At 60.4% G+C, this 14,302-nt stretch carries 12 protein-coding genes; 3 read left to right on the top strand and 9 right to left on the bottom strand.

Annotated elements, in window-relative coordinates:
* Positions 1–10: 10 nt before the first annotated feature.
* From BBJ66_RS00095 to BBJ66_RS00085, 3 genes are read right to left on the bottom strand one after another with little or no spacing between them, the layout of a single operon-like run.
* Positions 11–1,021: a hydroxyacid dehydrogenase gene (locus tag BBJ66_RS00095; protein WP_071084053.1), complete on the bottom strand. Its 1,011-nt coding sequence runs from the start codon at positions 1,019–1,021 to the stop codon at positions 11–13.
* A complete protein-coding gene (locus BBJ66_RS00090; RefSeq protein WP_071084911.1) occupies positions 1,018–2,874 on the bottom strand; it encodes a DUF2264 domain-containing protein in 1,857 nt (618 codons plus the stop codon). The genes BBJ66_RS00095 and BBJ66_RS00090 overlap by 4 nt, the downstream gene beginning before the upstream one ends.
* 4 nt (positions 2,875–2,878) lie before the next feature.
* Positions 2,879–3,928, bottom strand: coding sequence for a LacI family DNA-binding transcriptional regulator (locus BBJ66_RS00085; protein WP_071084051.1), 1,050 nt, complete (start codon positions 3,926–3,928; stop codon positions 2,879–2,881).
* 144 nt (positions 3,929–4,072) lie between these two features.
* Here BBJ66_RS00085 and BBJ66_RS00080 point away from each other — a divergent pair, with 144 nt between their 5' ends.
* Entirely contained in the window at positions 4,073–5,359 is a 1,287-nt protein-coding gene (locus tag BBJ66_RS00080; RefSeq protein ID WP_071084047.1) for an ABC transporter substrate-binding protein, read from the top strand.
* Between the two features lie 61 nt (positions 5,360–5,420).
* Here the strand turns inward: BBJ66_RS00080 and BBJ66_RS00075 are convergent, their stop codons facing one another.
* The 5 genes from BBJ66_RS00075 to BBJ66_RS00055 are packed head-to-tail and all read right to left on the bottom strand — an operon-like array spanning position 5,421 to position 10,842.
* The gene (locus BBJ66_RS00075) at positions 5,421–6,389 is read right to left on the bottom strand and encodes a glycoside hydrolase family 26 protein (RefSeq protein ID WP_049731330.1); all 969 of its coding nucleotides are present in this window, start codon (positions 6,387–6,389) and stop codon (positions 5,421–5,423) included.
* A gap of 3 nt (positions 6,390–6,392) precedes the next feature.
* Positions 6,393–6,917 (bottom strand): DUF995 domain-containing protein, encoded by a 525-nt coding sequence (locus BBJ66_RS00070; protein WP_049731331.1) that lies wholly within the window; start codon positions 6,915–6,917, stop codon positions 6,393–6,395.
* Positions 6,918–6,954: 37 nt separating this feature from the next.
* Positions 6,955–8,823, bottom strand: coding sequence for a glycosyltransferase family 2 protein (locus tag BBJ66_RS00065; protein ID WP_049731332.1), 1,869 nt, complete (start codon positions 8,821–8,823; stop codon positions 6,955–6,957).
* On the bottom strand, positions 8,820–9,803 hold the full coding sequence (gene galE, locus BBJ66_RS00060; protein WP_049731333.1) for a UDP-glucose 4-epimerase GalE: 984 nt from the start codon (positions 9,801–9,803) through the stop codon (positions 8,820–8,822). Before galE ends, BBJ66_RS00065 begins: the two co-directional genes overlap by 4 nt.
* Position 9,804: 1 nt before the next feature.
* Positions 9,805–10,842: a UDP-glucuronic acid decarboxylase family protein gene (locus tag BBJ66_RS00055; RefSeq protein ID WP_049731334.1), complete on the bottom strand. Its 1,038-nt coding sequence runs from the start codon at positions 10,840–10,842 to the stop codon at positions 9,805–9,807.
* 388 nt (positions 10,843–11,230) lie between these two features.
* Here BBJ66_RS00055 and BBJ66_RS00050 point away from each other — a divergent pair, with 388 nt between their 5' ends.
* Complete coding sequence (locus tag BBJ66_RS00050; protein ID WP_049731335.1) at positions 11,231–11,551, top strand: hypothetical protein; 321 nt, start codon at positions 11,231–11,233, stop codon at positions 11,549–11,551.
* Positions 11,552–11,600: 49 nt separating this feature from the next.
* On the opposite strand, the gene BBJ66_RS00045 is transcribed toward BBJ66_RS00050, so the two are convergent.
* On the bottom strand, positions 11,601–12,383 hold the full coding sequence (locus BBJ66_RS00045; protein WP_071084044.1) for a helix-turn-helix transcriptional regulator: 783 nt from the start codon (positions 12,381–12,383) through the stop codon (positions 11,601–11,603).
* Positions 12,384–13,203: 820 nt separating this feature from the next.
* Between BBJ66_RS00045 and BBJ66_RS00040 the strand changes: the two genes are divergently transcribed.
* Positions 13,204–14,184 (top strand): hypothetical protein, encoded by a 981-nt coding sequence (locus tag BBJ66_RS00040; protein WP_049731337.1) that lies wholly within the window; start codon positions 13,204–13,206, stop codon positions 14,182–14,184.
* The last annotated feature ends 118 nt before the right edge of the window (positions 14,185–14,302 follow it).

Below are 14,302 nucleotides of genomic sequence, written 5' to 3'. Positions count from 1 at the left end.
GCGCGGCGCGTCAGGCGATGTTTTCGAGATTTTCACGGCTGATCCCGTAGAGCAGTGGCCGGCCGGTCGCAAAACGCTCGACCTCATCCGCCGCCATCGCGCCGAGACGCGCCCGTTCGAGGCCGATGGCGCCGGCAATGTGTGGTGTCAGGAAAACATTCGGCAGATCGTAGAAGACAGAACCCGCGTCAGGAATCTCCGGATCGGTCACATCGATAACAGCGTCGATGCGGCCGGTCTTCAGCTCTGAAAGCAAGGCGGCTTCATCGATGAGAATGCCGCGCGCGGTGTTGATGAGCGTCGCCCCGTCCTTCAGCAGCGACAGTCTTCGCGCATCGATCATATGCTGCGTCGAGGCCAGTGACGGCGCATGCAGGGAAACGATATCGGCTCGCCGCATCAATTCGTCGAGGTCGACCTTCTCCGCCCCCAATCGGGCGGCCTCGGCGGCATCGAGCATGGGATCGAACAGCAGCAACCTGTAATCAAAGGGTTTCAAGAGTTCGATCACCCGCCGGCCGATGCGTGAGGCGCCGATAATGCCGAGGGTTCGGCCGTAGTTTCCGATCGCTTCGCGCTGCATCGGATAGGTCCGATCGCGGTTGCGGTCGGCGACGTAGAGATCGCGGAAACGGAAGGCGCGTTTGCCGGCGAAGAGGATCGCAGCCAGCGTGAATTCGGCAACTGGCACGGCATTGGCTTCGGCCGCGTGGCTGATCGCTATGCCGGCTTCGAAGATGGAGTCATCAATGATGCCCTTGACCGTGCCCGCGGCATGGACGACGAGGCGCAGCCGCGGCGCGGCAGCGGGAATCTCAGGCCCGACATAGGGCGCACCCCAGCCGGTGATCAGGATCTCCGCTTCTGAAAGCAGGCGTCTTGCGCGCGCGTCGTCCAACCGCTGCAGCGGCTCCGGATCGAGCAGGCGACCGATAGCATCGAGCCGGCGCAGGATCTCATCGGGCAGGACATGTTCCGTGCGCGACGGCTCCATGGCAAGGACGATCGCCGGACGGCTCATGGCATCTGCCCTGGCGCTTCGATGGCGCTGACGGTCACGCCCTTTTCCCGCACCAGGGCCTCCAGCGCCGCAAGGTCCGGTGCCTGCGGCGGCCGCTTCCAGGCCGACGAAACGGCAGCGGGATCGTCGAGTGCCAGCACCGCCGTCACCAGAATGGTTTCGCCGGCCGGAATCTGACCACACAGCTGCGGCACGATGGTTTTGGCGACGATCACATTGGTGTTGGGCTGCGCCTTCTGCGCCAGCCCCGCGCGTTCGACCGACGATCCCAAGTCGAGAATGCCGCTGAAATCACCTTCGCCGATCGCATAGGCAGATCCATCGGAAGCCGACAGCCTGTCCAGCTCGAAATCCCGGCGGGCGATGGCAAAGCCGCCTTCGGCGACGCTCAGCGGCCGGGCCGCCCTGATCCGGTGGAGGCGGATATGCCAGGGGGCTTGCGGCACGAGCCAGGTTTCGACGCCGACATCGGGGAAAGGTGACCATTTCGCATAAAGCACGTCGCCCGCGAGCCTGGCTTCCTCATTCGTCTCGCGGACGCGGTAGTGCAGGCCGTCTTCGCTGAAAGCCAACATCGAATCGAAGGCGGCGAGCGCAAAGCCGCGTTCATCGGATTCGATGCTGAAGCCATAACGGGTGGAATAAGCGAATTTCGCGTATTTTTCCGTGCCGAAACGCATCTGCAGGTTTTCCTGGCCGGAGGACAGCGCCACGACATCGCCGCCCGCCCGCATCATCACCATGCCGGGATGACGCTGGGGGACGACCGCGGACGCCTGCTCCGGCGCCTTTTCCTCCGACGTCCAGAACGGATGATCCTCGGCGATCGCAAGGGGCAGAAAGGCCTTCAATGCCCAATAGGGCGAGCCGGCGGAATTGTAACTTTCCGACATCAGCAGGTTCGGATAGCCGAAACCGATCGACAGCACGCCGTCGCGATCGGCGATCGGCTTATCCCTCCACCAGCGCAGATGCTGCAGGCAGAGATGTTTGACCTCGCCCCAAGGCAGCGCCTCGACATCGGCAAAGGCGAGCGCCGACCAGAAGCCGGCGCAGGCGAAACGATAGGTCAGGCTGCGGCCGAAGGGGATCGTCGCGCCGTCTGCGGCAAACCAGTGGCGGAAATCCCGGGCGAACAGGATGGCGCGCTCGCGGTAGCGTTTGGCGTAATCGTCGTCGACGAGCTTCGAATAGATCAGCCCATAGAAATGCATGGCGAAGGGAATGTAGTGATCGATGCGGCGCACATTACCGTCGCGATACCAGCCGTCGCCGATATAGAAGCCTTCCAGTTCTTCCAGATATTGCCGCGTCAGGCTGCGGTCGAAATCGGCGCCGAGGCGATCGAGGGCGATGTCGACGAAAATCCGGAAGAATTTCCAGTTGTTGTCGGCATAGTCGAATTGTCTGGCATGTTTGAGATAGGCGATGACATTGCTGCGGGCGCGCTGATCGAGCGGCTCCCAGATCTTTTCCGGCACCAGCGCCAGGGCAAAACCGAGAGCGGCAAGCTCGACCATCCGCTGATCGCGGCCATTGACCGTTCCCCAATATTCGGGATGGGCGGGATCGGTGCCGTTCGCGAGGCCTTCGGCGAATCGATGCCAGTGGGCGAAGTCTCCCTTGCCGGCGCCAAGCGGCGCCAATCCCCAGAGCGGGCGGGCAAAACCTTCGAGATCGGCCGCCGCCCGGTCGAAGTGGGCGGCAGCGCCGCTTAGCCTGACGCGGGCATTGCTTTTCGAAAAGCAGGCAAGCAGCGGATCGAAGAGATCAAGCAGGGCCCGGCCCATATCGGCGCGGGTTTCGAGCGGGTTGCCTGCAAGCGGATTGGCGCTGGCGGGATCATAGGTCATCGGATCACTCACGGGGTTCAGCATTCGGAACAGTCCCTCCCGGAACGGGAACGACAGCCTGGCAGATGTGGCGCGCCGGCGCCGTCCTGTCGCGGAAACGCGACAGCATCAGCGAGATGGCCTCGCGCCCGAGGGCGGCGCGGTCGACGCGCATGGTGGAAAGCTGCGGATTGGTCATCAGCGCGCAGGGCAGATCATCGAAGCCGACGATCGCGAAATCCTCCGGAACCCGCAGACCGGCTTCGGTGACGGCCTCCAGCACGCCGACGGCGATGAAATCATTCATGCAGAAGGCGGCGGTGAAACCGGCATTTTCGGCGAGGATGGCAGCCGTGCGTTCATGAGCCTCGCCGCTGGCGCTGCCCTGCAGTACGAGCGGCACGAAACGGCCCTCGGCACCGGGAACGGCGGCGATGGCCGCCTCGAAACCGCGGATGCGCTCCCTGATCGTATGGCGGTGGGAACCGCTCAGATGCAGGATACGGCGATGGCCGGCCTTCATCAATCGGCTGGTCGCCTGATAGGCGCCGAAGAAATTAGCCGGCGATACGCCGTCGAACTGCATTCCGGGATCGGTGCCGTTGACGAGCACGGCCGGCGTCATAGTCTCCCGCAGCCAGCCGCGTAACATCTCGTTCGGATCGATGCCGACAAGAAAGAGCCCTTCGGCGCCCGCTGCCTGCATATAGTCGCGCACGGCGTCGGGCGTGGTGCGATCCTCGCGGACCATCCGGATGTTGAAGGGCATGCCCGCTTCGGCGGCTCCGGCCCGCAAGCCGTCGACGATCGCCTCGTAAAAGACGCTGAGGCCGCCGGTGACGCCGTCGCTGGCGATCAGCGCCAGCCCGCCGGCAACGGCTTCGGTCGCAGATTTGACCGGATAACCATGCTCGGCCGCCACCTTCAAGATCTGGCGGCGCACGCTTTCACTGATACCGGGTTCGTTGGCAAGCACCCGCGACACCGTGGAGACGGAGACGCCGGCCAATGTGGCGATATCGGCCTGGCGCGGCCGTCTGATTTTCTCTTCGTTCCCGATTTTTTCGTTATTCATGGGCAAAGCTTATGCAATTTATGCAAATTTGCAAGGTAATCGTTATTTCTTGCAATAATTATTTTTTTGCGTACTCTTGGCGCGGAAATGTCTGTAAACGCCGTTGGAGGATGGCAGCGGGCATATTGGGGCAAGGAGGATATCATGCAGGTCAACCGCCGTTCATTTCTGATGGGTTCAGCCGGAGCAGCCGCCGGCCTCGCCCTCGGCGCGGGAAGCGCCATTCCGGCTTTTGCCGAAGACGTATCGCTGCGCGCCATGTGGTGGGGTTCGAACGACCGCGCCAAGCGCACGCTCGACGTCGCCAAGCTCTATCAATCGAAGACACCCGGCGTCACGATCGTCGGTGAATCGCTTTCGGGCGACGGCTACTGGACCAAGCTCGCCACCCAGATGGCCGGCCGCGCCATCGCCGACGTCTTCCAGCTCGAGCCGGGAACGATCTCCGATTATTCCAAGCGCGGCGCCTGCATGCCGCTCGACGAATTCGTCCCCTCGACGCTGAAGGTCCAGTCCTTCGGCGCCGACATGCTGAAACTGACCACCATCGACGGCAAACTCTACGGTGTCGGCCTCGGCCTGAACTCCTTCTCGATGTTCTTCGACACCGTCGAATTCGAAAAGGCGGGCATCCCGCTACCGACACCCGACCTTACCTGGGATGAGTATGCCAAGCTCGCCGTGGAACTCACAAAGTCTTCCGGCAAGAGCGGGGGACCCTATGCGGCCCGCTACGCCTATGTATTCGACGCCTGGCTGCGCCAGCGCGGCAAGAGCCTCTTTGCCAAGGAAACCGTCGGGCTCGGCTTCACCGCCGACGATGCCACGGAATGGTTCGACTATTGGGAGAAGCTGCGCAAGGCGGGCGGCACCGTTGCCGCCGACGTCCAGACGCTCGATCAGAACACTATCGACACCAATTGCCTTGGTCTCGGCAAATCGGTGATCGGCATGGCCTATTCCAACCAGATGGTCGGCTATCAGCTGATCATCAAGAACAAGCTCGGCATCACCATGCTGCCGCGGGAAAAGAAGGGCGGGCCGTCGGGCCACTACTACCGTCCTGCGCTGATCTGGAGTCTCGGCGCCACGACGAAGAATGGCGAAGCGGCCGCGAAATTCATAGATTTCTTCGTCAACGATATCGAGGCCGGCAAGATCCTCGGCGTCGAGCGCGGTGTGCCGATGTCGCCGGCCGTGCGTGAAGCCATTCTGCCGCAGCTCAACCCGACGGAGCAGGAAACGGTCAAATACGTCAATCTTCTCAAAGATCAGGTCGGCGAATATCCGCCGCCGGTGCCGATGGGTGCAACCCAGTTCGACCAGCGCGTCCTGCGCCCGATCTGCGACGAACTCGCCTTCGAACGGGTTTCGCCGGCCGATGCGGCGACCCGGCTCATCGAAGAGGGTAAGGCGACGCTCAAAGGATGATCGATCGCCTGAGGTAAGAGGAGGCCCGCAAACCCCGGCGGGCCTCTCTCTTTCCGGGCCGTCAGTTGGCCAGGCTTTCGACGACGCGCCAGTCCGGCCGGCCGAGATCGAACGGCCAGGCATGCACATCCCGATCGTTGAAATAGACCACTTCCCGCAAATTCGGAAAGGCGCTCTGCTTCAGCGTCGCGGTTTCGATCCAGGGCCTGACATAGGCGTCGCCGCCTTCATAACCGAGCTCCGCCACCCAGATCGGCTTGCCATAGCCGGCGACGAGATCGTAACCCTGCTTCAGCGCTTCGGAGAATGTCCGGTGCTTGTTGTAGGCAAGCTCGTCGTAGCGTTCCAGGCCGAAGACCGACAGGCCGACGAGATCGACATAATCGTCGCCGGGATAATAGTCCTGCAAGCCCGGCTCGCCCTTCGGCGACCACATGATTTCAGTGCCCGGCGCCTCCTGGCGGACGATATCCATCATCCGCTTGTAGGCGGTGATATAATCGCGCGGATTCCACCCGGACCATGAGAACCGCCCCGACTTGTCCTCCATCTCCTGGCCCCAGCGGACGATTACCGGGCTTTTCAGCTGGGATATCATTTGCGCGATCGCCCGCATGTTGACATCGTAATCGCCGCGCAGGACCTTCCGGCGAAGCTCGGCGGAGGTCAGCCGCCAGTCGACGTCCCAGGACCACGGTTCCACTGTAATCAGCAGATTGCGGCCCCTGGCCTGCGCGTAGGCATCGGCGACGCGCAGCGTCTCCAGATCGACGTCCTCCCAGGGCAGGAACAGGGCTTCGGTTGCCACATTGGCTTGTGCACCAAAATCGCCATGCGGATCGTAGGCACCGAACTTGATGCCGTCGGCATGAAGGACGGGACGTTTGTCGATGATCGTCTGGACGCCTGCCGCCGGGTTCGGGGCAATGCCGGCATATTGCATCTCGCTTCGGCCAGGCATGTCCGCGGCACACAGAAGGAGCAGCGCCATCGCTGCGGTCGAGAGGTTTTTTTTCATCAGCTTCTTCACGACTCACCCTCCTTTTCGGGCTACTTCCTGGCTCAGCAGGACCTGCTTCAGGTCGCGCGCCTTGTCGCTGACCGAATCCATGGAAACGAGCTTGAGAAACTCGTCATCCCCGCGCACCGACGCATGACGGAAAACGTACCAATTGCCGTCCGGCTGGCGCCGCTGATAGATCGTGTTGCCGATCTTGCGGTGACCGAAACAGGTGCTGGCGCGGGCCGCACCCTCGGCATTCGTCCAGGTGGCGCGCATGCAGAGCTGGCCGAGATCATCGACTACCCATTTGCCCTCAGCGAAGGACTGCTTGCCCTTGTCGTTCACCCAGGCGACGAACCGCCGGCCGTCATCCGAGAAACGGCCGCCGCCGGTGTTCCAGACCCAGGTCTTGTCGCCGTAGATGCGGTAGAGCTCATAGGCGCTGAGCGGCGTCGGCGTCGCCGCCTTCTTGCCGGCTGTCTCGCCATGTGCCGCCAACGGCAGGCATAGGCTGAGAGCAAGCGCTGCTCCATAAAGTTTCGATCCGATACGCATTACATCCTCCTGTTCGGCACTTGCCGGTTCCGCCGGCTCAGACACCCTGTTGGTCCCGTCCCATGTTGCCGAACCCATTCCATTTGAGACGGAATTTCGTGATCTTGGTCTTGCCGCCGCCGAGGCCGGCGCCGGCCACGGCAAATTGCGTTTCGGTGAAGCTGACGAATGGCTGGCCGTGGGAAAGGGCTTCGAGGCTGCGGAGACCATGGCCGCCGAGCTGCATGCCGCCGGTAAGCCAGATCGCAAGCCCCATGGCGGTCGCGAGCCGCAGCCCGTGCGATTGCGGTAGAAGCGGCAGACCGTTCTCGATCGCATGGCGAAGGACGATCAGCACCGTCACCGACAGATAGATCGAAAGATTTATCGCGGCAAAGATATAAAAGCCCTGGGCGGCAGCCGCCTCGCTGGCGAGCGTCATGGCGACGGCACATAGCCCGGCGAGCGCGATGTAGGGCGCGACGACGCGCAGCGGCAGAGAATGTTGCTGCTGCTTTCCTTTCGGCGTGATGCGGAAATCGACAAAGGAGCCGGAGATATAATCGCGCACGGCCGCCAGGCTGCCGGCGAGCGACCATGGCCAGCGCAGGAAGATGAAGGCCAGCCCCTCCCAGCCGAACAGTTTCGCATCATGCGGCCTGAAGCTTCCCGTCGCCCGCCAGAAGACGGAAAACAGCGTCAGCACGCCCGATATCGGTGCGAAATGCAGCAGAAAATCCGGATAGGTGACGTTGACGAAGACATGGCCCGTCAGCAAGGCGGCAACCGGCAGCAGGAACATCACCGCCATGAATGCGGAAAAAAGCGGATACCACAGCTGCGAGAACACGAACTGAAATTTTAGCCGCCACGGCAGATGCCCGATATGACGGCTGGAATGTTGCAGCAGAATGGTAACCAGGCTGCGCGACCACTGGAACTCCTGGACAACGAGATCGGCAAAATTCGCCGGGCCGTCGCCATGGGCGATCGCATCGACGGCATGCACGCCGCGCCAGCCGCCGGCATTCATCATCAGCGTCGTCGAATGGTCTTCGGCAAGCTCGGGGCCGAGGCCGCCGATCTGACGAAGCGCTGACGTGCGAACCGCATAATGTGAACCGATGCAAAGCGGCGCCCAGCCATTGTTGTAACCGGTCTGCAGCGAACCATGCAGGCTGGCCTCGGCATAGAGCCTGCCGCGCGCCGCCCAGCTCGTAGCGGCATTCGCATCGCAGATGCTGGGCGCGGAGACATAGCCGATCGCGGGATCGGCGAAGGGACGCAGGACCTCGCGGAGATAGGTCGGCGTCGGCACGTGATCGGCATCGAACTGGGCGACGAAATCGTAACGCGCATAGCCGAAATGGTCGTAGAAATAGGCGAGATTGCCTTCCTTACAGCGCGTCCGGCGCGGCCAGGCTGCGCGATGATAGTCCGCCACCCCCTTTCGAGTGGAGATCAGCACGCCGTGCTCGGCGCACCAGCGCCGGGTCTCTTCCGAAGGATCCTCGTCGGCCAGCCAGACATCGAAATCGACGCCGACCTGATCGAGCATCGCCTGCAGCGTGGCGCGGACGACGGCAAAAGGCTCGGACGGTGCCTTGGTGACCACCATCGCCACCCGCCCCTCCGGCAGCCGCGCGCGCGGGCTGACCGTCCGCGCGTCGAGGAAGATCAGGATGAAATAGGCCGGAACGAGCGTGATCCAGCCCAGCACGAGGGTGATGAGCACGAAAGCGGTCCAGGAAATGATGTGGGCCGACTGGCACCACCAGATCCAAAAATAGCCGAGGGCCGCCAGCCAGCAGAGGATGCCGAGGCCGTAAGCGGCACGGTTCCAGCCGGTAAAAACTGGATCGAAAGTATCCGCGGCGGCGGCTTTCGCCGTCCTGGCACGGTGGCCGATTTCCGAACCAATGCTCATGCCGTCACCTTCAGGCCGAAAGTCGGACCGGCGGTGCGGATGATCGTATCGATATCCGAAAGAGCGGGCGTGAAGCCGAGTTCCGCCTTCGCTCTTGCCGTTTCGGCAAAGAGGATCGGCGGATCGCCGGCCCGGCGGGGGCGATACCGGACGGGAACTTCACGGCCGGTCGCCCGGTGGATGGCTTCGAGGATCTCGCGCACCGAAGTGCCCCGGCCGGAACCGAGATTGACGCTGAGCGAGCCGCCATCGGCCATCAGATGATTGACGGCGGCAAGATGCGCCTGTGCGAGATCGCTGACATGAATATAGTCGCGCACACAGGTTCCGTCTTCGGTGGGATAATCGGTGCCGAAGATATCGAGCCGCTCCAGCCTGCCGGCGGCAGCGAGAAGGGCGCGAGGGATGAGATGGGTCTCGGGCTGGTGACGCTCGGCAAGCTCACCCTCCGGATCGGCGCCGGCCGCATTGAAATAACGCAGCGCGGCAAAACGGATCCCGTAGGCGGCGGCAAAATCTTCGAGCGCCATCTCGAAGATCAGTTTGGTGCGGCCGTAGGGATTGACCGGTTGCTGTGGCGTTTCTTCGCCTATCGGCAGGGAGGCGGGGACGCCATAGGTGGCGCAGCTGCTCGAAAAGACGATCCGTTCGATATCCTGGTCGAGGCAGGCCTCCAGCAGCGTCAGGCTGCCGACGACGTTGTTGCGGTAATATTTCCTGGGCATCTCGACGGATTCGCCGACATAGGCATTGGCGCCGCAATGGATGACGCAATCGGGCGAAAACTCTGCGAGCGTTCGGCGCAGTGTGGCTGCATCGGCGAGGTCCGCCCGGATCAGCGGTCCCCAGCGGACACTGTCGGCATGCCCTGTCGACAGATTGTCATAGGTGACCGGGATCATGCCGGCCCGCGCCAGCGTTTTGCAGATATGACTGCCTATGAAACCGGCGCCGCCGGTAACCAGAATGTAGCGGGGCATGTCATACGACCTCCGCCTTCTCGGCGCCGGCCTTCTTTGCGCCAGTAAGCAAGCCGTCGAAATAATCGACGGTGCGCGCCAGGCCGGTTTCGAGGCCGATGCAGGGCTGCCAGCCCAGATCGGCGATCGCCCGGGAAATATCCGGTCGGCGCTGGCGGGGGTCGTCGGTGACCGCAGGCAGATGAACGATGCGGGAGCGCGAATTGGTCCGGTCGCGGATGATTTCCGCCAGGCGCCGAACCGTGATCTCGGTCGGGTTGCCGAGGTTGATCGGACCGTGGCAGGCGCTGCCGGCGGCCGAGAAACGCAGAAAGCCCTCGACGAGATCGTCAACATAGCAGAAAGAGCGGGTCTGCTGACCATCGCCATAGATCGTCAGGTCCGCATTGCGCAGCGCCTGCACGATGAAGTTGGAGACCACCCGGCCGTCATCCAGACGCATGCGCGGCCCATAGGTGTTGAAGATACGGCCCACCTTGATGTCGACGCCGTAAGTCCTGTGATAATCGAAAAACAGGGTCTCGGCGCTGCGTTTGCCTTCGTCGTAACAGGCCCGCGGTCCGATCGGGTTGACATTGCCGCAATAGGATTCGTGCTGCGGGCTCTGGTTCGGGTCGCCATAGACCTCCGACGTCGACGACTGAACGACGGTCGCACCGGTCTTGCGGGCGCAATCCAAGGTGTTGACCGCGCCAAGCACATTGGTGAGCAATGTGCCCACCGGATCCCGCTGATAGTCGGGCGGAGAGGCCGGCGAGGCGAAGTTGAAGATGAGCGACGCTTCAATATCGAAGGGCTGGCGAACATCGTGCTCGACGACGTGAAAACGGGCGTTCGAGGCGAGATGATCGACATTCACGCGGCGGCCGGTCGAAAAATTATCGAGACAGATAACTCGGTGGCCGCGCTGCAGAAGCCTTTCGCAGAGATGCGAGCCGAGGAAACCCGCCCCGCCATTTACCAGAGCGGTGCCCGGCTCCCTGAGCACCGGCACGCCTGCTACTTCGGAAGAACCTTCGTTGGGAACGAAACTACGCATTACAAACCCCTTCCCATGTATTTAGTCTTTTGTTTTAGTTATGCGCTGCACGTCTTGCCTATCCGATTGGACATTCTTGATAGCGACTATCCAAACATGAATAACTTTTGAATTATTCTTCAGGCAATTGAATTACTATTAAAATGATAAGGCGATAACAGCTAAGGTCAACTTCAAAAAGCCTCAGTATCCAAAATAATTACGTAACTATTCTTAAAATTAACAAATGATTAATCATTTTATATCTATTATTCCCTCAGAACGAGTGTCCTGGCCTCACTCAAGCTTCACTCCATGAAGTTGATCTATAAGTAATGGTAGGGTTGGCCGCGCGGAACTGCACGACCGGTCTTGCATCCGGAAGCGCCATATGCGAGGGATTTTGGCCATGTTGAAAAAACAAGCTGCAGCGCAGCCGAGAGGCTGGCGTCTTTTTCATTTTGCGATGTTTGCCGGGGGAACGACGCTTCTTGCGATCGGAACGACGGCCTGTACGGTCGTCAACGACGACATCGCCGCCGTCGCCAAAAAGAACGTCGTCGTCGTCGAGGCGCCGCGCGTCGCGAAAGCCTATGCCTATCCGGCAAATCGGCGCGAACGCCCGGCTGCATCTACGGTTCGCGTCGCCTATCACGGCTCGGCGCCTTATATCTGCTCTCCAAGCGGCTTCGGACAGAAGTCGCGCTGCTTCGCACGACCGTCGATCTGAAACGTGCTACGCCTCCTTGCGTGCCTGAACAGACGCGCGGCGGGGTAGATCAGTTGCGCCACCGGCCGGACATGTCGTCCTCGCCGGCGGGATGCTCGTTGAAGAAACGGGATGCAGCTTCCGTGCGGTTTCGGACGTTCATCTTCTTGTAGATGTTGCGGACGTGAACCTTCACGGTGTTTTCGGAAAGATGCAGCTTGTCGGCGATGATCTTGTTTTGCGTGCCCTTGCAGATGAGATCCAGGATCTGAACCTCGCGCGTGGTCAAAGAGGAGATGCTGTCGCGTCTCAGCTTCAGCGCATTGGTACGCGCCGCATCAACCGATTTTGTCTGATAGAGCGAAGGCTCCAGCTGGGTGTTCTTGTTGGTGAGGCGATTGAGCAGGGCTGACGGAAAATGTTCGCCGCCCTTCATCAGCAGATCCACCGCGGCCATGAAGACATCGAGCCGCAGGTTGAGCGGCAGGACGCCATCGATGATCCTTGCCTCCACCAGGCGACTGACATAGGGTTCGAGCATGTCGATGGCTTCGACGACAAGTCCGACAGAGGTTTCCGGGTGGTTTTCGCGGGCAGCCTGCAGCGCCTCATGAAGCTCCGGCGCAGGTATATGATAGAATAAAACGAGCTTCAAATCGCCGGCATCTTTTTCCAGCATCGGCTTCGTGCTTGTTATGCTCGCCACATCACAGTTCGGAAATTTCTTGGCTAGCGCCTCTACCATGCATTCCGAAAACAGATCGGCTTTGGCGACGACTAATATAGTATTTCCGGATGAACCTAATTTCTTGCTCTGGTCTGTATTCTCCATTCCTGAGCTTGTCATGAACATATACGCCTCCCCTAGCGTTACACTTTACTCAAACGTGGAGCGATGGCGGGTATTCGATAGTAAGAAATGCCTGCCCCTGATCTCACCGCTTTATTTTTTAGACATTTCTTAATTATGTTAATACGGATTGAGAGGGAAGGAAATGGCCCAAAGTGATTAGTTTTAGTGGGCAAAAAACGATAATATACTAAGCTTTGGTTGCATTTTTACTGATATGGGTACTTCAAGGTTATATTTGCTCTCACTATAGATGAGAGCTGAATGTAATAGTTCAGTACAGATTGTTATATTTTCGGCCTGCATGAGGTGTCGGAACCGCCGCAAAGTGGACCTCAACCCAGCCGCGAATGCGGGGCTTCCGGATTCCAGAGACACGGGCACCGCCACCCACAAAGACGTCCCGACGTTGCACCGGAAGAGGCTAGCCGGACGTGGCAAATCCGCCTTAGCCCGAATTGATATCTATCGGCTCCGCATTTTTTCCAGCAATCTGTGATCGTCGCCCAAGAGGCGGCATGGACGATCCAGGTATCGGCGTGTGTTTTTGATACATGGCATCCATTTAGGGCAACTCAACGACAATAACGCCTGGATACTCCTTATCCTCTTTAGGATGTGGAGCTGGATATGTGCGGCCTTGTACTGAGTACGTACAATCCCAATACCAACGGTTTGATCAACAAATCGCGAAAAGCCGCAGATGACTGGTACCGAATACATCTGCCGATGTTAACCACATCGGAGCGAGCGCGAGCAAAATCCCATTTGAGATGAGAGGGATTTCGAAAGGCTGCTCCGGTTTTTTTCTGGAGAACGTTTGATGTCCGACGCCTATAAACACGACCCGAAATCATCGGGCGACGAAACCGAAATCACCAAGGTCGGGGCGCTTGCCGACGGCTATGCCAACAGCGCCATCAATTCAACGGAAGTCGACGACGGCTCGACCGGTTATGTCGGGGGCGTCGCCAATGGCGACAACCGCGACAATACCGACAACAGCGTCGACGTCGAGGTAAAGGCCGACATCGATGTGTCTGCCAATAACGGCGACAACCGCGACAACGAATACGACTGGAGCTACAAATCCGACGACGATACGAGCACCAAGACCACGACGATTACCGACTCCAATAACGACTACGACTGGAGTTATGACAGCAAGTCGTACAGCGACAACGACACCGACACCAAGACGATCACGGACACCGATACGAAGACCGTGACCGACACCGATATCAAGACCATTACGGATACGGACACCAAGACGATCTCCGACAGCAACAATACCGCTGACAGCTTCAACAAGACCGACACCGACTTCGCCGTCATCGAGGACGTCAAGGACTTCGACAACCTCGGCGTTGCCGGCCACGACCTCGCCTTCAATCTCGGCGACGACTTCTCCTTCACGCTCGACGTCGACAACATTCTCAACGATTCGCTGACGGGTGCCGGCAACGACAGCGGCTTCAGCGCCGTCCAGGCGAACCATCTGGCTGACCAGGACAGTGCCTGGAACATCAAGATGGACAACGACGGCGCCCAGAACCATCTGAACGCCAATGCCGGCACCGCCGATAGCGCGGAAGGCATGGAGATGGACGGCAAGGGCTGGGATCTCAAGGCCGGCGACGACGCCAGCGGGTCGAGCGCAGCCGATGCCTCCGCGATCCTTGCCAATTCCGGCTTCCACCTCGAGCTCGTTCAGGGCGCGAACCTACTCAGCAACACAGTCGACTCCAGCGTCATCGGCGGCAATTCTCATGCCTCCGACGTCGGCGAGGATACCAGCACCTGACACTGACCTCCAAGGACGAAGACGAACTGCACCGGCGCCGCCGGTGCAGTTCGACTGTTTGAAAACGGTTTGACGACCACACCATGGCTCCCGGCGGGGCCGCTTCCAAGGCCGATCG

The organism is Rhizobium sp. RSm-3 (genome assembly GCF_001854685.1).
Taxonomy (GTDB): Bacteria; Pseudomonadota; Alphaproteobacteria; order Rhizobiales; family Rhizobiaceae; genus Rhizobium; species Rhizobium ecuadorense.
Note: the sequence above shows the minus strand (reverse complement) of the source record. Positions and strands in the feature narration are given on the sequence as shown.

Coding starts and splice junctions, on each gene's coding strand:
- BBJ66_RS00080 (WP_071084047.1), top strand. CDS start 4,073: ATGCAGGTCAACCGCCGTTCATTTCTGATGGGTTCAGCCGGAGCAGCC.
- BBJ66_RS00085 (WP_071084051.1), bottom strand. CDS start 3,928: ATGAATAACGAAAAAATCGGGAACGAAGAGAAAATCAGACGGCCGCGC.
- BBJ66_RS00090 (WP_071084911.1), bottom strand. CDS start 2,874: ATGACCTATGATCCCGCCAGCGCCAATCCGCTTGCAGGCAACCCGCTC.
- BBJ66_RS00045 (WP_071084044.1), bottom strand. CDS start 12,383: ATGTTCATGACAAGCTCAGGAATGGAGAATACAGACCAGAGCAAGAAA.
- galE (WP_049731333.1), bottom strand. CDS start 9,803: ATGCCCCGCTACATTCTGGTTACCGGCGGCGCCGGTTTCATAGGCAGT.
- BBJ66_RS00040 (WP_049731337.1), top strand. CDS start 13,204: ATGTCCGACGCCTATAAACACGACCCGAAATCATCGGGCGACGAAACC.
- BBJ66_RS00095 (WP_071084053.1), bottom strand. CDS start 1,021: ATGAGCCGTCCGGCGATCGTCCTTGCCATGGAGCCGTCGCGCACGGAA.
- BBJ66_RS00055 (WP_049731334.1), bottom strand. CDS start 10,842: ATGCGTAGTTTCGTTCCCAACGAAGGTTCTTCCGAAGTAGCAGGCGTG.
- BBJ66_RS00050 (WP_049731335.1), top strand. CDS start 11,231: ATGTTGAAAAAACAAGCTGCAGCGCAGCCGAGAGGCTGGCGTCTTTTT.
- BBJ66_RS00065 (WP_049731332.1), bottom strand. CDS start 8,823: ATGAGCATTGGTTCGGAAATCGGCCACCGTGCCAGGACGGCGAAAGCC.
- BBJ66_RS00070 (WP_049731331.1), bottom strand. CDS start 6,917: ATGCGTATCGGATCGAAACTTTATGGAGCAGCGCTTGCTCTCAGCCTA.